Source organism: Roseateles toxinivorans, assembly GCF_004362525.1.
Taxonomy (GTDB): Bacteria; Pseudomonadota; Gammaproteobacteria; order Burkholderiales; family Burkholderiaceae_C; genus Paucibacter; species Paucibacter toxinivorans.
This window is the reverse complement of record NZ_SNXS01000001.1, coordinates 110,520-133,240: the sequence shown is the minus strand read 5'-3', so window position 1 is coordinate 133,240 and position 22,721 is coordinate 110,520. Positions and strand designations below refer to the sequence as shown.

The window sequence follows — 22,721 nt, the reverse complement described above, 5'->3', positions numbered from 1 at the left end:
ATGCTTGCGCTCGGGCACATCAGCCGTGACGCTAGCTATGACGGTCTGCGTAGGCTGGAGGAAGCCCGGCTAGTTTCAGTTCGACGGCTGCCCGGGCGATCACCGCAGATTCTGCTGTTGGAACCCGGCACAGTTCCAGGTTTTGCGCTAGCCCTTCAACTCAACGGAATCCAAAGCTGAGTGGTGCGACCGATGTCCAGATCCGCCAAGGCCGTCAACTAGTTCACCGTTCTAGACGCTATACCCCATCCCCTCCTTGACCAGAGCCTTGGCTCGCCCTACCGTCGACATATACACACATACATGTGCAACGGAGCGAAATCATGGCCGGGAAGATGTGCCCAAACTGTGGTGAACAGACCTTCTTTCAGACGCCTACGGGCAGGAAGTGTTCCAAGTGCGATCACACGATGACTTTGCCAGCCAATGACGGCAAGGGTGGTCGAGGCTCGAAGTGCGCAAACTGCGGCGAGCTAAAGGTTTTCAGCAACAAATGTCGAGGTTGCGGCGCCAAGTACTCCTAGGCGGCTCGGTGCGCGGCGGTCGTCCGCACTTGGCAGGACGTGATTGAGTCTTCAAGAGGGGAGAAGGGTGATGGGCTTTTTTGACGATTTGAAGGAACTTGGGCGAGGTATCAAGGATGCGACCAAAGAGCTAGGCAAGGACCTTGGTCAAATCGCCAGAGAAACCAAAGACGAGATCAAGAGTGACCCTGGCAAATACCTTCTTGACTCTGCAAAGGACGTTGCTGGGGCCGTAGCGTCCGTTGGCAAGTACGCGATCAACCATGCCGTGCCAGACTTGACTTGGCAGACCATGAAAAAGGTCGAGGAGCAATTGCAGAGTGGCCAGCTGTCGGACGAGCAGCGAGCCGATCTGATGGATCGCCGTAGGAAAGCCGCCATGTCGGAAGTGCGCTTCTTGAGACAGCGCACTGATCGCGACCTCGCTGAAGATATCACTGCAAAAGACGTCGAGTCCCGAATTGACGTCGTCGAAGGTGCTCGGCGACGGCTTAAGTGGTACTTGGATCTCCCCGATCTCGGTCTTGAGCCCGATGATCAGGCCGAGGCGCAAGAGGTGGTGGCGCGATCACGCGAAACCGTCGACGAATGGCGCGCGAAGCAAAGAGAACTGACTGACCGCAGTTCCTGACAAGCGTCACGAGGCGCTGCATCAACCAGATTTCATCTCCTTGGACGTCCCCTAGCGGGCCGTGCCACCAATCCCACTACCAAGGAGATCCAGTGTGTTTTCTACGATCCTGTCCCAGGGCGCCCGGTTTGCGCTTCCTGCTATCGCCGGCCCTGCTTCCGCCGTACTGCTGCCCCTCGCGGTGTACGTACTGATGCGTCGCAAACTCAGCATTCAAGTGAACCTGAGCTGACCCCACCGCGGTAACAGCCGCCCCTCCCTTCATCCCCATTCGCGCCGCCTGGCTCTCCGGAGCCAGGCGGCGCTTTTCATTTGGAGTTCAACATGCCCCGCAAATCCATCCCGGCCGAAACAACGGCCATCGTCGAGACCGCGTTGCCCGCAGGCCCGCAGACCTATCTGCTCTTGCGTGAAGCGCATTCCGCCAAGCTCGGCCCTCGCTCGCTCGGCGCCATCCTCTACCAAGTGCTCACCGACACCGCGCGCCAGGCGCTCTTCCTGCGCATCGCCGGCAACGAGGGCGGCGGCTACGTCTCCGACGAGGCCGTGCCCGTGCGCTCGATCATGCGGTGCGTCAGCGAACACCCGGTCGACCAGCCCCTGCGCGCCACCGTGTTCAAACCGGCCTTCATCGGCAGGTCGAGCAACAACTGGGGCTTCCTGTCGGCCATCCTGTTGACCGAAGGCCTGCTGAGCCGCGACGCGGACAAGCCGCATCTGCTGGTCGATACCGGGCGCTGGGAAGCGTGGTGGGCCGACCACTTGGCAATCGGTGGCGACCTCCCCGAGGTGCGTATCGGCAAAGAGCTACCGCAGGCGATCGCCGAAGAAGGCGGCAGCGCCGGCCAGGTCGAAGCCGTGGAGGGCGCTTCTGATGGCGCAGGGGCCGTCGATACTGACGAGGCTATGCCCGCGTCCGAGCCCGATAAGCCGGCGCGCGGCCGGCGCAAGGCCCGAGTTGCCGAGCAGGAGTAGCCGCCATGGGCGACCTGAACCCCGATCAATGGTTCAAGGCCGTCACCGCCGATGATCTGCGCCTATACGGCGTCGACATCGGCGATGGCGAGACAGCACCGCAGGCCGTCGAGCGCTTGGCCGATGAAATGGGCGTCGATCTGCCAGCCGTGGGTCGATGCCTTGCCCTGCTGCGCTCGGGCCGCTGCATGCTTAGCGGCGGCTCGCCGATGGCCATGCTGTCGTACTCGCCGCGCCGCGGTGTCTACCGCGCAGCCTACGACGGCGACTGCGCCGCGGATCTGAGCTCGTTGTCGATCACCAGCGCCGGGGTGTGGCTCTCGCTGCTGTCTGGCGAGATCGGCTCGTTGCCAGATGCCGAAGACCACTGGCTCATCGCTCGGTTCACGAATGGCGGCGTCGTCGCGTCCAACCGCTATGTCAGCGACTTGGCCACCGACTACGCGCGCCAGGTGGACGTGCCGCAGATCAGGTTCCTGCCGTCTGAACACGGCAGCTACGAGCGCCTGCTCGGCCGGGCGTTCTGGCGCTGTGCAACGCACTGTCTGCGATAGCGCCGGCTCAATGCCGGATCACAGGGCTCCACCCCTCCCGTCCTTCCTTCTCACCAAGCAACCCACGGCCCCATGTGCGCGAGCACATGGGGCTTTGTCATTCAAGGAGAACTCATGTCTACGTCAACCGATGGCCCGCGGGCGGATGCAGATCCGCAGTTGGCCGGAACATCCCAGCCCACCCTGCCCCGCCTGGAACTCGGGCAGCTCGTCAGCACGCCAGGCGCGCTGAAGCTCCTGATGGAGCGCGGCGTCAGCCCCATCAGCCTCTTGGCCCGCCATGCCCGCGGCGATTGGGGGCAGATTCCCGCCGAGGACGCGCGATCGAACCGCGAGGCGCTCATTCAGGGCTTCCGCGTGATGTCGAGTTACGCGCTGCCCGATGGCGGTGTTATCTGGGTCATCACCGAGGCCGACCGCTCAGTGACGACCTGTCTACTGCCGTCGGAGTATTGAATCGTGAATACCCCGAAATACCTACCGCCACTCGACCACGACCTTGCATTGCTGGTCGAGAGCCTGGCCGATGAAGATCGGCAGGAATTTTGGTCCGAGAGGGCAGCGATACGACAGCACTCGGGCGGACTTTCACGCCGTGATGCCGAACGTGCAGCGTGGCAAGACACGGTGCGTCACTTTGGCCTTCAAGCGCACCCCGACACGCCGATGGACGCGTCACCGCGCCAGAGGGTCCAGAAATAGACCGGAGGCATGTCCGGTGCCGCGCTGGTCCGTGCGCTGGCGCTGGCATCGCCCCGCCCTTCTTCAACCTATGCCTACTGGACGCCAGACCAAGCCGGCAGCCCCACGGACTTGTACTTCGTGGGGCTCCGCCCGGGGCAAGATGGTGCCAGGGGGCAAGACATCACGAGTTGCCCGATGAAACGTCAATTCAAGTTCACCAAGAAGGCGCTGGATGCGCTCGCGCCCGATGCAGTCGCACGCGAGGTCGAGTACAGCGACACCGACATTGCCGGCCTGCGCATCGTCGTCAACAGGCTGGGGCGCAAGGCTTGGCTGCTGCGCTACACCTTCCACGGCAGCAAGCGCTCGATGAAGATCGGCGAGTACCCGGCCATCGACATCAATGAAGCCCGCCTGCTTGCCAGCGAGGCACGTGCTCAGATCGCGCGGGGAACTGACCCTCAACTTTCGCGCACCCAAGAGGCCATGCTTCGCGGCATCACCTTGACGCGCTTCATGGAGGAGGACGCTCTCAAGCACTTCAAGGCAACCCAGCGCAGTTACCGCGACTCTCTGGGCAGGTGGAAGCGGCACCTCCAGGAAAAATTCGGGGCGACACCGATCGGTGAAATCCGGACGCAGGACATTCAGCGACACCATGACATGCTCAAGGACCGACTCAGCCCGGCCACGGCCAACCGCGTCTTGGCCTTGCTGAAACGATCCTTGAACTTGGCCATCATGTGGGGCAAGTTAGAGAAGAACCCATGCCGCGGTGTGCGAATGCACCCCGAGAACAACCACAGGCAGCGCTACTTGGCAGGCGATGAACTCAGGCGATTCATGCAGGCACTCGATTGCGAGCCGAATCAGACGGCAGCCTCGCTATTCAAGTTTCTGCTGGCCGTCGGCGTGCGACGTGGGGAAGCGCTGACCGCCAAGTTCAGTGACATCTCCATCGAAACGGCAACCTGGCGCCTTCGCAACGTCAAGAACAACAAGGCTCGCACCGTGTACCTGAATCAAACTGCGCTGGAGATCGTTAAGCGACAGCGGAATGTCTCGCGGTGGGACTGGGTATTCCCTGCGCGCGACGGCCGAGATGCTCATATGGCCGACCCCAGAAAGGCATTCAAGCGTGTCATCGAAAGGGCCGGAATCAGTGACATCGTTGTTCACTCGTTACGCCACTCACATATCACGTTAGTTGCCCAGCACTACCCGCTGCAAGTTGCAAGTTGGCTTGCCGGCCACCAGACACTGGCGGTGACGGCGAAGTACGCGCATGCGCAAGAACATCAGCTGCGCGAAGCATCTGGAATGATCTCCAATATTCTGACCAACGCGGTTGCAGCATCCGGCGCCTGACGAAATTTCGGAGAGCGAATTTCGCTCTCTTTTTTTCCTGCTGCAGGACACCCTTTCTCATCACCCTGTAACCATGCATATCATCGCCAGTTGCCATACCTAATTCCATTTTCAGACGCACTTAGCCATGAGCTCCGTCCCGCCTGAGCACTTGCTTGCTGACCTGATAGCCGCCCTACCCAAACGCGGGAGTCTTGGCGCCGCCAGGGGCTCGGTCATCGAACTTGAGACGCACGACAGGACCGAAGAATTCATCGATCTCTTCAAGCCCTGGGCGGCTGCCGTGGAGAAGGGCATGGCTGCGGATGCCCCTGAGGACATGCGCGAAGAGCGTCTGCGGCGTGCCGACCACGAGCTATGTGCCTATGTCGACGAGTACCCTGCAAAGGGCGAATTGCTGTCGCTGATAGTCGCACTTGAAGATGGCCTGAGAGCGCGCACGAACTCGGCAATGCTGACCGCTCCTGTGTGCCATCGCGAGCGGGCCTTCCTTTTCACAGGATGGATGACCGAAATCCTGCGCGACTACGGGCTTCATCACCACGGACTCTACAAAAAGGAACTGGATCGATTGACCAGCGCCTTCAACCAATCCGCCGCTGCGCTCAAGCGACTCGACAAGCTGATGGAGCAGATCGGTCGTCACGTGCTTGTCGACCAGATGATCGGGCACGGTCATCGCGAGCGCATCTCGGACGTTCGTGAGGACGTCGTTGCCATGGCCGCGCTGTACAGGGACCTGCTGACCCGGGACGATGACGCTGGCATCAAGGCCCTGCTGGTCGACAACGGCCATGAGATCCGTCGCCAGTTCGCCGAGTCCTGCGCGTTGCTGTGCCTGAAGGTGTACGGGCATGTCACCACGCAGATCCTGCAGCAGTGTTTCAACCTCAAGCGCATGCACCACCTGCAGGCGCTGCGGCCGCCCGAGCAAGGGCCCACCGATGCTGAAGCCGAGCGCAAGCGACTGGATCGCGGCATGAGCACGTCCCTGACGCGCGCGCTGAGGCTGGCCCAGCGAGAGCACTGGCCGACGCTGCCCATGCTGCAGGCGCTGGCGCGGTCTCGCTAGGCGTCAGCGTGTCGTTCTCCACGCGGAGGAGCTGCAAGGGGGCGATGCAGCGGAGAGGGGGCCTGAGTCCAAGGGCCATGGTTTCGGGTCGGACATGCACGAGGTGTCGTGCAGTCTTTCCCTGTCCGAGCCCTGTTTTGCGGAAATGACACTCCCTGTTCGAGATCGGCATGTCGCTGATCGAACCGTCGAACAGGAGGATTCATGTCACTCAATGTCGAGGCGACACCGCAGGACGCCACCGAGCGTTCCACCCCGCCGTCCAGCATCGCGGTCTCGGTGCTGGGCGCCCCCGCGCCGCAAGCCGGCGCCGAATCCGGGACCGCCATCGGAGCTGTAGTTTCCGGGGCTACAGCTACCGGCGCCGCTGTTCCTGGCACTGCACCGCGGGGCAGCCCGGCCGGTCGTCTCCGGTTGGTCCCCGCGTCGGGCGCCGCCGCCGAGGGCGAGCCGTCGAGTCCCGTGCCGGCGGCTCGCCGCCCCGTCGAGAAGTCCGTTCCCGGCGTCAAGTACCTGAGGACGCTGCAAACGCCCGGTCAGGACCACGTCACCTACGGCGGTCGGATTCCCTATGAGGGCTGCAACGTCTGGGTCACGCATGGCACGGTGCCGCCCAGCACTCACCTGCAGATGCTGATCAAGCACGAGCGGGCCGTTGCCCTGGCCAAGCACGGCACGGACCCGCGCCTGGGCTCCATGCCCGTCAACGTCGTGATCGAGCAGTACCTGAACGATCGCGCCGACAAGAAGTCAATCGACAGCGATCGATCCCGGCTTCGCCTGCTCGCCCATCAGATCGGCGACATGCCCGTCTGCGAGGTGCGGCCGGCCACGCTCATCCGCGTGTACGACACCCTGTGCGGCGACAAGGACGCGCTGGGCAACAAGCGGCGCGAGCATTCCACCGACAACCGCTACCGCGCGGCTGCCAAGGCCTTCTTCTCCTGGTGCCATCGGCGCGGTCTGATCGATAGCAATCCGGCCAAGGTGCTGGCGATGAAGCCGGAGAACCCGAACCGCACCCGCATTCTCAATGCGGACGAGGTGGCCGATTTCGACGCGAGCCTGCAAGACTCTCCTGTCAAGGTCCGTCTCTTCTGCAAGTTCCTGCTCTTCACCGGCGGTCGTTCGGGCGAAGCGCTCAATGCATTGCACGAGGACATCAACGTCAGCGCCGCGACCTGGGTGATCCCCAACTCCAAGAGCGGCCGGCCGCGCATCGTGCCGTTGTCGGACCTAGCGCTAGGCGTGGTCCGGGAGTTGCAGGCGATCCGCGTCAACCCGTACCTGTTCCCCTCGCGCACTGGACGCAGCCACATGAGCCGCCCTGGCAAACGCTATGCCGAACTGCTGGCCCGCGCCGGCATCGAAGGGCTGCGCATGCATGACTTGCGCCGGACCTTCGCGACCTGGGCCGTGCAGGCTGACGAGCGCGACAGCACCATCCATGACGTCAGCCGCGTCCTCGGGCATAGCAGCGTCAAGGTGACCGAGCGCTACGTCGCCACCTCGCCCCGCTGCAGCCGCCAGGTGGTCGTCGGCGCCGCCAGCATGTACCAAAGCAGCCTGGCCGCAGCCCGGGCCCAACCGTCTGATCCCGCCGGCTCCCTGCCGGCCTATCTGTCCCTGACCTCTTCCATGGAGCAAGCATGATTACTGAAACCTTCGGCGATGAACGTGATTACGAGGACGGCGGCCTGCACATCAGCGGCATGAGGCCTCCGCGCTCTGAATCAAGCGATGCGGCCGACTACACCGACGAGTTCATCGCCACCGCCGACGAGGTGCTGACGCCGAACACCAGTTGGGTCGACCCGGTCTCGGTCGGCAATGAAATCCGTCGTCTCGCGGGCAAGAATGCCAAGTTCTGGAACGGTACGCGGCAAGGCCAGAACGCCACCTTTCACGAGGGCGTGGCGCACATGTCCAGGACGGGTGTGCTCGGCAGCTGGACGCCGCGAGGCGGCGAGGTCCCCAAGCCGGTGAGCACCTTCAGCAATTCGCTGATCGAGGTCGACGCGCTGTCTCTCGGCCAGCTGCTGTCGCGCTGCAAAGACAACAGCAGCGTGGTCTGGATGGACGGCTTCCATGCGATCCATTTCCACTTCGGTATCGCGATCCTCGACACCGAGGAACGCCTGCATTGCTGGCTGCCTTACGCCTGAAGGCGTCCGGCGGTCCTGCTGGCCCCCGCGGCCAGTTCTCAGCGGCCACCGGACGCGGTGGCTTCGCTGAGTGCCCCGCTCGCACCGACGCTCGCGTCGTCCGAGCTTCCGACCCGCAAGACGATGTCTGCGCGGTCGCCCCCCTGCCCGCGGCATTGGCCGGTGCTGTCGACAGGGGCTTCGCGATCTCCGCACAGGGTGTGCGGGGGCGCATTCCACCAACTCATGACCAGGAGCCCCCATGTACAACTTCTCCAAAGCCATCCAGATGCCCGACGGCTCGCTGCTGCGCATCGAGCAGATGGCCCGCGTCTCGCTCTACGACAACGGTGTCGGCGTGCTGGACGACCGCGGTCGCATGATCAACTGGATCGAATGCACCGACGTGGACAAGCGCAACGCCATCGCCGCCATCCTGCTCGACGTGATGAATTCGCCGCGTCGCGCCAAGCAGCCCGACTGGCGGTTCCTGCACGATGCCGAAGCAGCCCCCCAAGCCCCCGTGCCGGCCGAGACGCCAATGCATGCGCTCGTGCCGCCGCGCCGGCAGTTGTCGGCTGACGCGCGCGAAGCATCGTCGTCGCCCCTGGCTTCGGTGCAGGCATCGCCGATGACGAGCACGAGCGCACCCAAGGACTGAAGCGCGGCCCTGGCGAAGTGATGCGTTGATCGCTGCGCCAGGGCGCTCGCTCGCAAGTTCCAAGCAGACCGCCTCGATGGCGGTCTTTTTTTCTTCTTTCGGCAGTGGCGACCTGGATGGCCGCTGCCGGTGTCATTCATCCGATGGGGGACTAAAGACATGCAATTTGACACCGACGAGGTCTTGCACGCAGCGGGCCTCGATCCCGGGCGGGATCCGGTGGCTGGGGGCGTCGCAGCAAGCCGCGCCGCCATCGATGCTTCTGCGATGCCTGGAGGCTTGCTTCGCGCCGCCATCGGCAAGCCCATCCAGCCCGGTCCGAGCCGCGGCGACGAGGACTTGCTGTCCCATTTCGATGCCCGCTTCATGGCCTTGATCCGGCAGGAGTTGGTGGAACCTGGCAACGCTTCCTTGCTGGGCGGTGGCGGGGAGGACGGCGGTGACGGCATGGCCGAGCAGCGTCTGCTCGACGCCCAGGCGCTGGCCGACTACCTGACGCTCCGGCAGGCGGGCCGCCCTGCCGGCCCAACAGACTTGCAGCATGCCTTGAAGCGAGCCGGTCTGGACAGGCAGGGGCGGCGCGGCATCATCCGAGCCCTTGGCCCCCGCGTCGTCGTGGGATTCGATGCTGAGTGGGTCCGCTCCAAGCGCGGTCGGAATTTGATTATTTGCGTCCAGCTTTACTTGATCGGCCCCACCGGCAAGACGCACGTCAAAGTGATCGAGCTGATTGGGCCCGATGGCCAGGGCTACCGTCCTCGTCTGTCCGACGCGCTGGCCGAGTTGCTGGACGAAGCGGATGCTGAGGGTGTCATCGACGAATGGCCACACGAAGTGCTGCTGGCCGGGCACTTCACGCGGGCGGACCTGTCGGCGTTCTCCGATTTCAAGGAGCTGCGAAGCCAGCTGGATGGCGTGAACGGCACCTTCGCCACGGTCGCAGAGCCAGCCGCGCTGAAGCCGAGCGCGAACTTCGCGCGTGAGGCCCGGCTCAAGAGCAAGTACCACTTCCTGGTCGAGAACGGCATCGACCTGACCCAGCTGAAAGTCCGCATCGTGGACACCAGCCGCATCGCCCCGCCCGGCACGCCGCTGGAGAAGATCGGGCAGTGGCTTGGCGAGCCCAAGATTGAGCTGCCACCGGGTTTCGACAAGTCGGACATGCTCGCCTTTGCCCGCAAGGAGCCGGCGCGCTTCCGTGCATACGCAGTTCACGATGCGCGATTGGCGGCGCTGTACGCGATCTGGACGATGTGGTTCTGCGACCGGTTCCTGGGTCTTGGAGGGTTGTCCTCCACGGTCAGCGGCATCGCGGTGCGGCTGGCGGAGCAGTGCATGCGGCGGGATGGCGTTCACCCGGATGTCGCGCTGAACTTCGAGACGCGCAAACGCACGGCCTGGGGCGCGCGCGACGACCGGCCTATCACGATCAGTGAGCGGGTCCCGACGCGCATTCGGCGCTGGCTGGAGCCCTTCGTGTCCGACGCCTTCCTCGGTGGGCGTAATGAGTGCTTCCAGTTCGGCCCCTCCAAGGTCGGGACTTTCTACGACCCGGATCTGGCTGGGGCCTATGTCACTGGCTTGGCCTACGTGCAGGCGCTGGACTACTCGAAGGCCTACACCACGCGCGATCTGCAACACCTGATCGGCCATGTCGCCGCCTTCGCCGAGATGAAGTACAAGTTCCCGCCGGGCACGCGATTCCCCTGTCTGCCGCAGCGGGTCGGTGACTTCGGCCTGTGGTTCGCGCAGGAAGGCATCAGCATCGCCACCGCGCCCGAGATCGAACTGGCCCTCGCGATGGGCGCCGAGATCGAGATCCTGTTCGCGGTGGTGATTCCCTGGAAGAAGCGCGCTGACGTCTTCCTGGAAAGCGCCCAGCGCCTGCGTACGCCCGTCAAGGCTGCGAAGAAGTCGGCCAAGGCCACTGTTACCGGGATCGATGATGGGCTGCTCGATGAAGCTGTGCGCGGCATGTTGGAACTGCCGGGCCTTGCCTTTCCGCCGGTGTCGCACGGTGACACGGGCTATCGGCCTATGGAGAGCTTTGCCATCTACGTGCGGCAGATGCGCCTGCTGTTCCGCCGGAAGTCACTCGCCTTCGAGTTCATGAAGGTGATCGGGAACGGCGTTTATGGCAAGGTCGGCCAGGGGCACAAGGGCAAGCGGCAGTTCGGGCCGCGCGAGATGGAGAGTCGCCTGGTCGGTCCGTCGCGAATGTCTGAAGCCGCGATCGCCGCGCTGGTCTGCGGCTTCATCCGTGCGGTGGTGGGCGAGATCCTGTGGAAGCTGCCAGCCAGCGCCACGGCCATCTCGGTGACGACGGACGGCATGCTCATTGACGTGCCGCCAGAGCAGATGGATCTCAGCGGCGAGATGTGTCGGCGCTACCAGGCCTTGGTTGACCGAGTGGCGCCGGGCACGTCCATGATCGAGCTGAAGCACCAGGTCAGGCAGGTCTTCGCAGCCCGCACCCGCGGGCAGTTCACGACGCTGCCCGATGGCGACCATCCCTTGGTCATCGCCAAAGCTGGGCACAAGGTCGTGCTCGACGGCGACGAGGCCCATCGACAATGGCTGATGAGCCCGGCTGGTCAGTCCGACTTCATGGTGCGCCTGGCCCTGAATCGCTACCCCGGCCAGGTCCTCGTGCGCGACATGCCCTTTTCGGCCCGCCAGCAGTTGGAGAACGACTGGGACTTTCAGAAGGAGCCCAAGGACGTGAAGGTGGCGCTGGAGTTCGATTTCAAGCGCATGCCGGTCGATGCCCGCATGGTCCAGGTGGAGGGCTTCGGCGTGAAGCACCTGGCCTTCGACACCGTGCCCTGGCCCACGGCCGACCAGGGTGAGCTGGTGCGGACGATCTTCGATCGGTGGCGGCAGACGAACTGCCTCAAGTCCATGGACGACTGGAATCGCTGGCGCGCCGAGATGACGCTGCGCCTGCGCAACCGCAGGATCGTGCGCGTCGACTTGGCGGCGTCAGACTCGGCGGCCGTGTCATCCGAGTCCGACAGTAAGGATGGGGCGACTGCGGGCGGCAGCACCACGCGCGGTGTGACAGGCCGGGTCTATGCGCGCGGTGGCGAGGATAAGTACCTGCGCATCGTCGTGCGCACCTTCCTGTCTGCCTTTGTCAAGCGTGCCTGGGGGCTCTCCGAGCCGGGGCTCAGCCAGGCCGAGCTGGCAACTTGGCTCACTGAACAGGGCTATCCGGTGAAGCTCCACGATGTGAAGAACGCCGGCCGGTCGGTGCTCAATGAAAACGTCGCGGTGCACGCGCCCGATGTGCAGCGGTTCCTGACGCTGGTAAAGGGGCGATTCGCGACCCTTGAGGTCGAGCGGTTCCTGGTCGCCGAGGCTTAGGACCGATGGCCTCAGCACCTGGCCGGGGTGTGCAACGCCAGCCCCCGGCAGGTGCCCATGATCAAGCCCCGTTGAGCTGTGCTCAACGGGGCTTCAATGCTTCATGGACGCCGGGCCGTCGTCGTAAGTAGAAACGCCCGCCGCAGATCGAACTTTCGCTAAGTTAGGCCGTACGCACCCCGAATATCATCGATACCCAAATAGGGGAGAAGAATTCGATGGCACAAATCGATTCGGGCATGGATTCCAGGGTGGCGGTCCTGGTGGATTGCGACAACACCACGCCCGAGATTCTGGAATATGCGCTGCGGGTCGTGGCTCAGTTTGGGCGGGTGGTGCTGCGCCGCGGCTATGGCAACCACGCCACCCTGGCCAACAAGTGGCAGGAAGCGCTGGTGCGCCTGGCCTTCACCCCCTGCCTGCAGTACCAGTACGCCGCCGGCAAGAACACGGCCGACATTGCGCTGGCGCTGGATGCGGTCGAGGCCCTGTTCGATCAGCGCGCCGACACCTTCTGCCTGGTCACCAGCGACTCCGATTTCGCCTACCTGTGCCGCAAGCTGCGCGAGCGCGGCGCTACGGTGCACATCGTCGGCGAGGCCAAGACACCGGATGCGCTGCGCAACGCCAGCGACCAGTTCTTCGAATGGCTGCCCCCCGAGCCCCCCGCTGAGCCGGCAGGGTCGGCGGCTGCGGCCAAGGCCGCGCCGCCGCCCACCCCCAAGCCAGCGCCCAAGAAGCGCCCCAAGGCCGTTCTCAATGCCGTGAGCCTGCTCGTAGCCGACACGCCTGACGGTCGCGTCGGGCTGGGCGCGCTGGGGCAGTACCTCAAACGCACCGACCCCGGCTTCTCGCCCAAGGCCTATGGCCACGCCGCGCTGTCCGATATGGTTCGGGCCTATCCCGAACTGCTGCTGACCCAGGAGAACAACTCCGGTCACTGGGTCAGCCTCAAACCCAAGGCCGCCGCCCCGGCGTCGGCCTCCGCTACGGCATCCTGAATTCATGCTCGACGACATCAAGAAAACTCTCTGGGCCACGGCCGACAAGCTGCGCGCCAACATGGACGCGGCCGAATACAAGCACCTGGTGCTGGGCCTGATCTTCGTGAAGTACATCTCCGACACCTTCGCCGCGCGCCGGGCCGAGGTGGTGGCGCGGCTGGCTGACCCGAACGACGAATACTTCTACGGGGACGCCAGCCCTGAAGACCTGGCCGCCGAAGCCGACGACCGTGATTACTACACCGCCGTAAACGTGTTCTGGGTGCCCGAGGCGGCCCGCTGGGAATCCCTGCGCGCTCAGGCCAAGCGCCCCGAGATCGGTAAGCTGATCGACGAGGCCCTGAGCCTGATCGAGGCCGAAAACCCCAAGCTCAAGGGCATCCTGGACAAGCGCTATGCCCGTGCGCAGCTGCCCGACGGCAAGCTGGGTGAGCTGGTGGACTTGGTGTCCACTATCGGCTTCGGCGAGAACCCCAGCAGCGCCCGCGATGTGCTGGGTCAGGTGTACGAGTACTTCCTCGGCATGTTCGCCAGCGCCGAGGGCAAGCGCGGCGGGCAGTTCTACACGCCGGCCAGCATCGTCAAGACGCTGGTTGCCGTGCTGGCACCGCACCACGGGCAGGTCTACGACCCCTGCTGCGGCTCGGGCGGCATGTTTGTGCAGAGTGAGCGCTTCATCGAGGCGCACGGCGGCAAACTGGGCGATGTATCCATCTACGGCCAGGAGGCCAACCCCACCACCTGGCGCCTGGCCGCGATGAACCTTGCCATCCGCGGCATCGACTTCAACCTGGGCCGCGAGCCGGGTGACACCTTCACACGCAACCAGCACCCAGACCTGCGGGCCGACTTCATCCTGGCCAACCCGCCCTTCAACATCAGCGACTGGTGGCACGGCAGCCTGGAGGGCGATCCACGCTGGCAGTACGGCGACCCGCCGCAGGGCAATGCCAACTACGCCTGGCTGCAGCACATGCTGCACCACCTCAAGCCCACCGGGCGGGCCGGCATCGTGCTGGCCAATGGTTCGATGAGTTCCAGCCAGAACAACGAGGGCGTCATCCGCGCCGCCATGGTTGACGCCGACGTGGTGGAGGTGATGGTGGCCCTGCCCGGGCAGCTGTTCTTCAACACGCAGATCCCGGCCTGCCTGTGGTTCCTGGCCAAGCAGAAGCCGGCGGCTCGCAAGGGCCAGGTCTTGTTCATCGATGCCCGCAAGCTGGGTCGCATGATCTCGCGGGTGCAGTGTGAGTTTGCTGACGAAGAGATCGAGCGCATCGCCGGCACCGTGGCCGCATGGCGCGGTGAGGCGGCAGCGGGCGAGGTGGTGGGTGAGTACGCCGACGTGCCGGGCTTCTGCCGCAGCGTGCCGCTCGCCGAGATCGCCCAGCACGGCCATGTTCTGACGCCGGGGCGCTATGTGGGTGCCGAGGAGGTCGAGGACGACGACGAGGTCTTTGCCGAGAAGATGACGCTGTTGACGGAACGGCTGGGCGAGCAGATGGCCAAGGGGGCGGAGCTGGATGCTGTGATTCGAACGAAGCTGGCGGGGCTTGGGTATGAGCTCTGAGTGGCAGCGCTTCCGCCTGGAAGACGTCGCGCTGCCGGGCAAAGATGGCTTGGTAGACGGTCCGTTCGGTTCCAACTTGCCGAGCAGCGCGTATACGCCCGAAGGCATCCCAGTGATTCGTGGCAGCAACCTCACTAAAGGTGAGGAACGCTTTCGAAGCCACGAATTCGTCTACGTCTCTAGCGAGACCGCAGACAAGCTTTCAAGAAGCCTTTGTTTGCCGAACGACATCATTTTTACGAAGAAGGGAACCCTAGGGCAGATTGGATTGGTTCCGGCTGGCCCCCACCCCGTCTACCTTCTGTCCTCAAATCAGATGCGTATGCGTGTCGATGGCAAGCGAGCTGACGCAGAGTTCGTTTACTACTACCTGGCTCAGCGCGAGTCGATCGAAAAGATCATCCGCGACTCCGAGCACACGGGCGTCCCAAAGATCAATCTTGGATACCTGAGGAGTTTTCCAATTGTCTTGCCGGAGGTTTCTACGCAGCGAGCGATTGCATCTGCGCTCTCTACCTTCGACGACCGCATCGCTCTCCTCCGCGAAACCAACGCCACGCTGGAAGCCATCGCCCAGGCGCTGTTCAAGTCCTGGTTTGTGGACTTCGACCCCGTGCGCGCCAAGCGTGAAGGCCGTGCCCCCGAAGGCATGGACGAAGCTACCGCCGGCCTCTTCCCCGACAGCTTCGAGGATTCGGAGTTGGGGAAGGTGCCGAGGGGGTGGGAAGTGCAGGCAATCGGGGACTGCATAAACACGGTTGGCGGTGCAACACCCGACACCAAGAACGCGGCGTTCTGGTCACCTGAGGAGTTCGCCTGGACCACGCCAAAAGACCTATCTGGCGCAACGTCACCCGCGTTGATCTCGACAGAACGCAAGCTCAGCGCCGCGGGCTTGGCCAAGATCAGTTGCGGCTTGCTACCGAAGGGCAGCCTTTTGATGTCATCACGAGCTCCCATCGGCTATCTGGCTATTGCGGACCTACCTGTTGCAATCAACCAAGGCTATATCGGCATGCTGCCCGGCGGAAGGCTGCCACCGCTGTACATGCTGCGTTGGTGCGAAGCTCATATGGATCAGATCAAGGGCCGCGCGAATGGGTCAACGTTTATGGAGATCAGCAAGAAGGCCTTCCGCCCGATTCCCGCTGTCGTCCCGGACAAGGCAGTGATTGCTGCATACATGGCCGTGGCACAACCGCTCTTTGACCGCGTCATCGCAAATGAGTGGCAGGCGCTCACCCTGATCCAAGTCCGTGACACCCTCCTCCCCCGCCTCATCTCCGGCCAGCTTCGCCTGCCGGAGCCGCATTCCTTGCTGGAGGCCACCGCATGAACGAGCGCATCCACATTTACTGCGATGAATCGTGCCACCTGGAGAACGATCACCTGCGTGCCATGGTGCTGGGTGCCGTGTGGTGCCCTGCCTCGCACCGACAGATGCTGGCCCGGCAGATCAAGGACCTCAAGGCCTCCTTCGGCCTGCCCCCGCACTTCGAGATCAAGTGGGTCAAGGTGTCGCCAGGCCAGCTGTCGTTCTATCAGGCTTTGCTGGACCTGTTTTTTGACGAGCCCCTGCTGCACTTTCGCGGCCTGGTGGTGCCCGACAAGCAGGCGCTGGATCACGCGAAATTCGGGCAGGACCACGATGGCTTCTATTACAAGCAGTGGTACACGCTGCTCAATCGCCTGATCGACCCGAGCAAGCGCTACCGGATCTTCCTGGACATCAAGGACACCCGAGGGCAAGTCAAGGTCAACAAGCTGCATGAAGTGCTCTGCAATGCCAACTACGACTTCGACCGCCAGGTGATCGAGTCGGTGGAGTTGGTGCATTCGCACGATGTGCTGATACTGCAACTGGCAGACCTGCTGATCGGCGCACTGTCATACGTCCACCGCGGCCTGCACGACAGTCCGGCCAAGCTGGCGCTGGTGGCGCATGTGCGCCATCGCTCGGGCCTGAGTCTTGAGCAAAGCTCATTGCTGCGCGCCGACAAATTCAACCTGTTCATCTGGAGGCCGCAAGCTTGAGTGCGCCTCCACCCTTGATGCCCTTGTCCGCCTTCGGGGGGGACTGGGCGCGCTATGAAGATGCGATCTACGCGGTCTACCTGGAGACGGTTGCCCACGCCGGCCTGACGCTGTTCGGGCAGCCGGTGAAGGTGCGGTTTAATCCGACGACCAAAAAAAAGGGCTACGGCTTCTGGCACCTAATCTCGGAGGCCCCCGCCCAGGACAACCGCGACGAAGACGACCGCACCCCGGACCTGGCTCGTTGTGAGCGTGTGCGCTGGGTAGCATGGTGCATTGAGCATGCCGAATCTGACGGGTTCTCATGGTGGGAGAACCAGCGCGGACGCGAGACGCATGTGGTGATCTGGGCAGAGGCGCACGACTTTGCCGTGGTGCTTGCCAAGCGTGAAACCGAGGAAGGGACCCGGTATTGCCTACTGAAGACCGCATATTGTCTGCGCGGCCACACCATTCGCAAGTTCACCAAGGAGCGGGATGCCTTCTGGGCGGCCAGAAAAGACTGAAGCCCCGGCACACGGATGTGCAAGGGCTTCGGATACTCCTTCTACACATGGCAGATGAGCTGGCGTGATTATAGGTGATATCGGAACTTTGGGGAGGAACCTTAGTTGACGGAAGACCAACTCGAAACCGACACCCTGTCTTGGCTGGCAGAGCTGGGCTACGTCCACCGCCATGGCGCCGACATCGCGCCCGATAGCGCAACGCCCGAACGCAGCGACTACCGCCAGGTACTCCTGCGCGGCCGGCTCGCCCATGCCATCCATAAACTGAACCCCGACATCCCGGCCAGCGCCCGCGACGATGCACTGGCGCAGGTGATGGATCTCGGCATCCCTGCCCTGCTCTCCGCCAACCGCGCCTTTCACAAGCTGCTGGTCAGCGGCGTGCCGGTGCAGTACCAGAAGAATGGCGAGACCCGCGGTGACTTCGTCCGCCTCGTCGACTGGGGTGACATGGCCGCCAACGAATGGTGGGCAGTCAACCAGTTCACGATCAAGGGCGCGCACCACACGCGCCGGCCGGACATCGTGCTCTTCGTCAACGGCCTGCCGCTGGTATTGATCGAGCTGAAGAACCCGGCTGACACGCATGCCGACATCTGGAAGGCCTTTGACCAGATCCAGACCTACAAGGCCCAGATCCCCGACGTGTTTCAGTACAACGAGGTGCTGGTCATCTCGGACGGCAGCGAAGCACGCATGGGTTCGCTGTCGGCCGATGAAGAGCGCTTCCAGCAATGGCGCACGATCAGCGGCGCGGACCTGGACCCGCTGGGCCAGTTCAACGAGCTGGAGACGCTGGTGCGCGGCGCGCTGGCCCCGGCGATGCTGCTGGACTACCTGCGCTACTTCGTGCTCTTCGAGGACGACGGGCGGCTGATCAAGAAGATCGCCGGCTATCACCAGTTCCATGCGGTGCGAGCGGCCATCGAACATGTGGTCGCGGCATCCCGGCCTGACAGCAGCGCGGCACTGCGCGGCAAGGGCGGCGTGGTGTGGCACACCCAGGGCAGCGGCAAGAGCATCACCATGACCTGCTTTGCGGCCCGGGTGATGCAAGAGCCGGCGATGGAGAACCCGACCATCGTCGTGATCACCGACCGCAATGACCTGGACGGGCAGCTGTTTGGCGTGTTCAGCCTCGCTCAGGACCTGCTGCGCGAGCAACCGGTGCAGGCGACCACGCGGCAGGAGCTGCGGACGCTGCTGAGCAATCGCCCCTCCGGCGGCATCGTCTTCGCGACGATCCAGAAGTTCATGCCCGGCGAGGATGAGGACCTGTTCCCCATGCTCTCCGACCGACGCAACATCGTCGTCATTGCCGACGAAGCCCACCGCACGCAGTACGGTTTCGAGGCCAAGCTCAAGGAGGTCAAGGTCCGCAGCGGGCATGCGTCCAGCGCCCTGACCACCGACGGGGCCGAGCCTGCGCACACGGCGGGGGATTTTGAGTCCCCTGCGTACAAGACCAAGTACCAGGTCGGCTACGCCCAGCATCTGCGTGACGCCCTGCCCCATGCCACCTTCGTCGCCTTCACCGGCACGCCGGTTTCAGCGGCCGACCGCGACACGCGTGCCGTGTTCGGCGACTACATCCATGTCTATGACATGCAACAGGCCAAGGAAGATGGTGCCACCGTGGCCATCTACTACGAGTCGCGCCTGGCCAAGCTGCGCCTGAAGGATGAAGACCTGCCCACCATCGATGACGAGGTGGACGAGCTGGCAGAGGATGAAGAGGAAAGCACCCAGGCCAAGCTCAAGAGCCGATGGGCAGCGCTGGAGAAGGTGGTTGGCGCCGGGCCGCGCGTGGCCAGCGTGGCGGCTGATCTGGTGACGCACTTCGAGGCCCGCGATGCTGCCCAGCGTGGCAAGGCCATGGTCGTCGCGATGAGCCGCGACATCTGCGTCCACCTCTACGACGAGATCGTCAAGCTTCGGCCCGACTGGCACGACCCCGATCCTGAGAAGGGCGCGGTCAAGATCATCATGACCGGCTCGGCCAGCGACAAGGCGCTGCTGCGCCCCCACATCTACAGCAGCCAAGTCAAGAAGCGGCTGGAGAAGCGCTTCAAGGACTCAGCTGACCCGCTCAAGCTCGTAATCGTGCGCGACATGTGGCTCACCGGCTTCGATGCCCCCTGCGTGCACACCATGTACGTGGACAAGCCGATGAAGGGCCACAACCTGATGCAGGCGATTGCCCGCGTGAACCGCGTCTTCAAGGACAAGCAAGGCGGCCTGGTGGTCGACTACATCGGTATCGGCAACGAGCTGAAGGCGGCCATGCGCGAGTACACGGCCAGCCAGGGCCGCGGCCGACCGACCGTGGATGCGCATGAGGCCTACGCCGTGTTGGCCGAGAAGCTGGACGTGCTGCGGGCCATGCTGCATGGCTACGACTGGAGCGGCTTCCTGACCGGCGGCCACAAGACCTTGGCGGGCGCAGCCAACCATGTGCTGGGCCTGAAGACCGAGGGCAACCGTGACGGCAAGAAGCGCTTCGCCGACGCGGCCCTGGCCATGAGCAAGGCGTTCACGCTGTGCTGCACGCTGGACGAGGCCAAGGCTGTGCGCGAGGAAGTGGCCTTTCTGCAGGCGGTCAAGGTGATCCTGACCAAGCGCGACATCTCGCAGCAGAAGAAGACCGACGAGCAGCGCGAGCAGGCCATCCGCCAGATCATCAGCCAGGCGGTCGTATCCGATGCCGTCGTCGACATCTTCGACGCGGTCGGTCTGGACAAGCCCAACATCGGCCTGCTCGATGACGAGTTCCTGGCCCAGGTAAAGAACCTGCCCGAGCGCAATCTGGCGGTGGAACTGCTGGAGCGCCTGCTGGAGGGCGAGATCAAGTCCAAGTTCGCAAGCAATGTCGTCCAGCAGAAGAAGTTCTCCGAACTGCTGGGCAACGTCATCACTCGCTACCAGAACCGCTCGATCGAGACCGCGCAGGTTATGGAAGAACTGGTCGAAATGGCCAAGAAATTCCGCGAAGCGGCATTACGAGGCGAAGCCTTAGGGCTGACCGACGACGAGGTGCGTTTCTATGACGCACTGGCCAACAACGAGTCGGCAGTCAAGGAACTGACCGACGAGACCCTGAAGAAGATCGCCCACGAGCTGACCGAGAACCTGCGCAAGAACCTGAGCGTGGACTGGTCCGAGCGCGAGAGCGTGCGCGCCAGCCTGCGCCTGATGGTCAGGCGCATCTTGCGCAAGTACAAGTACCCGCCGGATATGCAGGACGCGGCGGTCGAACTGGTGTTGCAGCAGGCACAGGCGCTGGGAGAGAGTTGGGGCTGAGGGATGAAGACCGTGTTCCAACGTTTAGAACTAGCGGCAAGACTGCGTTCCCTGAAGTTGGCGCCGCCAAATGAGCCTATTGATGGCGCCAGGGTGGCTACTTGGGCAAACGCGGAACTTATACGGCTGTGGCGTAAGCCACCAACGGACGCGAATCCGTCCTTGCTGGCCTTAATGCCGATGCTTTACCCGCCACTTATGTCACGGGCTGACCTTCTATTCCTCGGATTCAACCCCGCCTTCTCAGAGAAATTCATTCAAAGCAGTAATGAGAAGGTTAAAAACGCAGGGGCGCTGAAGATTTCAGACTTCAAGTGGCCTGCAGGCATCAAATCGAAAAGAAGACTCGTCAAATTCGAGATCCACGCAAAGCAGCACTACACACAGTACTTCGGTTCGCTGGCTCGCTTTGCAGAGGCAATAGAACCCGGATCCAGTTGGGAACACATTGACCTCTTCGCGATGCGCAACTCAACCCAAGCCAACCTGGTGCGCCCTTGGTCGCGGTCAGCCCGCGAGTTTAATGGCATGCCCGAGTTCTTACTGCGTCAACTGAAGATCTCGCTGGAAATGATTTGCATGCTGAAACCGCGTCGAGTCGTGGTTATCAATGCAACAGCCTCTGCCATCATCGAGCAAGCACTACAACTTACTTCACCTGATGGCGGCCGATCCCATCGATGGCACTTAATACCTGATTTACCAATTTTCCTCGGCGGAATGCTTAGCGGCCAGGCCGCCATGGATAGATACTCCAGTCAACGGCTCAAGCTCGACGTACTCGCAACTCAACTCAGCCAAGAAATGCCACATTAGCTGAGATTACAACGTGAACAAGCCTGCATCGACAGTTCAGATTGCTTGACCAGAGTCACCCCTAAAAGGAGGAACACATGCGCATTATCATAATAATGATTGCTTTGCTTTATTATTCAACAGCAGGCGCACAAATATTGTGCGAATCAAAAAGCAACCCAAAGTCGAGCGACGCACGTGCCAATCCAGCATTCGCTGCTATTTGCTCCAACCCGTCGCTGCGACAAGAAAACGATGAGATTACTGCCCTTCGCGACCAAGTTATAAGCCTGGGCTTGCCCATCGGCAAATACACTAGCACGATGAACATTTACCGCATCGAGCTAGGTCGGTGCAAGGACGTCACCTGTATACAGGCGTTGCAAAGTCAGCGAAAAGAACTACTCGCCTCGACACTGGATGGTCGCCAAGGCAAACTTGTCAGCGACCTTTTCGAACAAGCCAAGAATGGCAACGACGAACTGCTGAAAGCACTATTACTTACCAGGATACCAAGAACCGAGCAAGCGATGGCCTACAAAAGCATGCTTGGACTAATTGAGGATCTTAAAAATTCCGGCGGATCCTCAAAAATTGAATCTGAGCATCTTGAATGGGTGAAGCGCGCCTACTCCATCTGCAGCAGCCCACGAGAAGAGTGCTCCAAGGAGTCCTTTAAGGATCGGCTGCAAACTCTTCGATCCCAAATTAGCAATCATCAGCAAAACATCAAGGAAGAAAAATCATACGCCAGCGCGGAAAAATTTGAATGCAACTTCTCATCAAATGGAAAGCCACGATCGAACTTCCTCAGAATAAATACAGACGGAACAGCGCTCATGGTTGAACTCGGCGGCAGCCCATCTCAAATAACCACACGCTATTTCGGGAAGTACGTTGCGACCGGAAACCAGTTCACCGTGACGTTCAACCGGACGCAGCTGCTTTCCAACGATGAAACAACACAACTTCAGCTTGACGGGAACCTACCTGGGGTACCCCTGAACGACGGCAGATTGGATGCGGCAATGAACGAGCACAAGCTTGTGCTGAGCCGCGCGAATAATGGGCTTCGCGGTCAGTATGTGTACGATTCTAGAAAGCGCGGCAGGTTTGAGATGAGCATCCAATGTGCGCCATCCAAGGAGTAACAAGACGGCGCAAGCATTGCGATCACCGAATCACAGGGGGCGACATCATGATGCTGCGCGGTCGATTCCCGGTCCCGTAGACGTGGAAAGTGGCCCGTCTGGTCCTGATCTGGTCCACATTTCTCGTCCTCCAAGCTGCTAAAATTCACTCTAAGTTACTGATTTTCAACACGTTTGGCTTCACGTCCGGTTCCCGCGGCGTAGGACTGTTAATCCGTAGGTCCCTGGTTCGAGCCCAGGTCGAGGAGCCAAATGATGAAGCCCTGCATGCCAAGCGCGTGTGGGGCTTTTTTCTTTCTTGGCGCCGAGCAAGCAGATCGACGACGCCATTCACCCGACCCCATCCCACATGAAGCCACTCATTCGATTCTTCTTCAGA

At 62.4% G+C, this 22,721-nt stretch carries 18 protein-coding genes; all 18 read left to right on the top strand.

Features of this window, described 5'->3' with window-relative positions; translation table 11 throughout:
* Positions 1-594: 594 nt before the first annotated feature.
* The 18 genes from DES47_RS00580 (at position 595) to DES47_RS00495 (ending at position 22,342) form a co-directional block, all read left to right on the top strand.
* Positions 595-1,155 (top strand): hypothetical protein, encoded by a 561-nt coding sequence (locus tag DES47_RS00580; RefSeq protein ID WP_133698729.1) that lies wholly within the window; start codon positions 595-597, stop codon positions 1,153-1,155.
* 324 nt (positions 1,156-1,479) lie between these two features.
* Positions 1,480-2,130 carry a hypothetical protein gene (locus DES47_RS00575; protein WP_133698728.1) on the top strand — a complete coding sequence of 217 codons (651 nt, stop codon included), beginning with the start codon at positions 1,480-1,482 and terminating at the stop codon, positions 2,128-2,130.
* A 5-nt stretch (positions 2,131-2,135) separates the two neighbouring features.
* Positions 2,136-2,684 carry a hypothetical protein gene (locus tag DES47_RS00570; protein ID WP_133698727.1) on the top strand — a complete coding sequence of 183 codons (549 nt, stop codon included), beginning with the start codon at positions 2,136-2,138 and terminating at the stop codon, positions 2,682-2,684.
* A 114-nt stretch (positions 2,685-2,798) separates the two neighbouring features.
* A complete protein-coding gene (locus tag DES47_RS29650; protein WP_341800554.1) occupies positions 2,799-3,140 on the top strand; it encodes a hypothetical protein in 342 nt (113 codons plus the stop codon).
* Positions 3,141-3,563: 423 nt separating this feature from the next.
* Positions 3,564-4,736: a tyrosine-type recombinase/integrase gene (locus DES47_RS00560; protein WP_166651795.1), complete on the top strand. Its 1,173-nt coding sequence runs from the start codon at positions 3,564-3,566 to the stop codon at positions 4,734-4,736.
* Between the two features lie 127 nt (positions 4,737-4,863).
* Positions 4,864-5,808: a hypothetical protein gene (locus DES47_RS00555; protein WP_133698725.1), complete on the top strand. Its 945-nt coding sequence runs from the start codon at positions 4,864-4,866 to the stop codon at positions 5,806-5,808.
* Positions 5,809-6,012: 204 nt separating this feature from the next.
* Positions 6,013-7,461, top strand: a complete 1,449-nt coding sequence (locus tag DES47_RS00550) for a site-specific integrase (protein WP_133698724.1) — start codon at positions 6,013-6,015, stop codon at positions 7,459-7,461.
* A complete protein-coding gene (locus tag DES47_RS00545) occupies positions 7,458-7,973 on the top strand; it encodes a hypothetical protein (RefSeq protein WP_133698723.1) in 516 nt (171 codons plus the stop codon). Before DES47_RS00550 ends, DES47_RS00545 begins: the two co-directional genes overlap by 4 nt.
* Before the next feature lie 241 nt (positions 7,974-8,214).
* Positions 8,215-8,613 (top strand): hypothetical protein, encoded by a 399-nt coding sequence (locus DES47_RS00540; protein WP_133698722.1) that lies wholly within the window; start codon positions 8,215-8,217, stop codon positions 8,611-8,613.
* Between the two features lie 159 nt (positions 8,614-8,772).
* The gene (locus DES47_RS00535) at positions 8,773-11,979 is read left to right on the top strand and encodes a hypothetical protein (RefSeq protein WP_133698721.1); all 3,207 of its coding nucleotides are present in this window, start codon (positions 8,773-8,775) and stop codon (positions 11,977-11,979) included.
* Positions 11,980-12,197: 218 nt separating this feature from the next.
* Positions 12,198-12,980 (top strand): NYN domain-containing protein, encoded by a 783-nt coding sequence (locus DES47_RS00530; protein WP_133698720.1) that lies wholly within the window; start codon positions 12,198-12,200, stop codon positions 12,978-12,980.
* Positions 12,981-12,984: 4 nt separating this feature from the next.
* On the top strand, positions 12,985-14,553 hold the full coding sequence (locus DES47_RS00525) for a class I SAM-dependent DNA methyltransferase (RefSeq protein WP_133698719.1): 1,569 nt from the start codon (positions 12,985-12,987) through the stop codon (positions 14,551-14,553).
* Complete coding sequence (locus tag DES47_RS00520; RefSeq protein WP_133698718.1) at positions 14,543-15,889, top strand: restriction endonuclease subunit S; 1,347 nt, start codon at positions 14,543-14,545, stop codon at positions 15,887-15,889. The genes DES47_RS00525 and DES47_RS00520 overlap by 11 nt, the downstream gene beginning before the upstream one ends.
* Complete coding sequence (locus tag DES47_RS00515; RefSeq protein WP_133698717.1) at positions 15,886-16,587, top strand: DUF3800 domain-containing protein; 702 nt, start codon at positions 15,886-15,888, stop codon at positions 16,585-16,587. Before DES47_RS00520 ends, DES47_RS00515 begins: the two co-directional genes overlap by 4 nt.
* A 14-nt stretch (positions 16,588-16,601) precedes the next feature.
* Positions 16,602-17,093 (top strand): hypothetical protein, encoded by a 492-nt coding sequence (locus DES47_RS00510; RefSeq protein WP_208114873.1) that lies wholly within the window; start codon positions 16,602-16,604, stop codon positions 17,091-17,093.
* Positions 17,094-17,198: 105 nt separating this feature from the next.
* Positions 17,199-20,396 carry a type I restriction endonuclease subunit R gene (locus DES47_RS00505; protein ID WP_133698716.1) on the top strand — a complete coding sequence of 1,066 codons (3,198 nt, stop codon included), beginning with the start codon at positions 17,199-17,201 and terminating at the stop codon, positions 20,394-20,396.
* Positions 20,397-20,399: 3 nt separating this feature from the next.
* Complete coding sequence (locus DES47_RS00500) at positions 20,400-21,212, top strand: hypothetical protein (protein WP_133698715.1); 813 nt, start codon at positions 20,400-20,402, stop codon at positions 21,210-21,212.
* 77 nt (positions 21,213-21,289) lie between these two features.
* The gene (locus DES47_RS00495) at positions 21,290-22,342 is read left to right on the top strand and encodes a hypothetical protein (protein ID WP_133698714.1); all 1,053 of its coding nucleotides are present in this window, start codon (positions 21,290-21,292) and stop codon (positions 22,340-22,342) included.
* Positions 22,343-22,721: the final 379 nt, after the last annotated feature.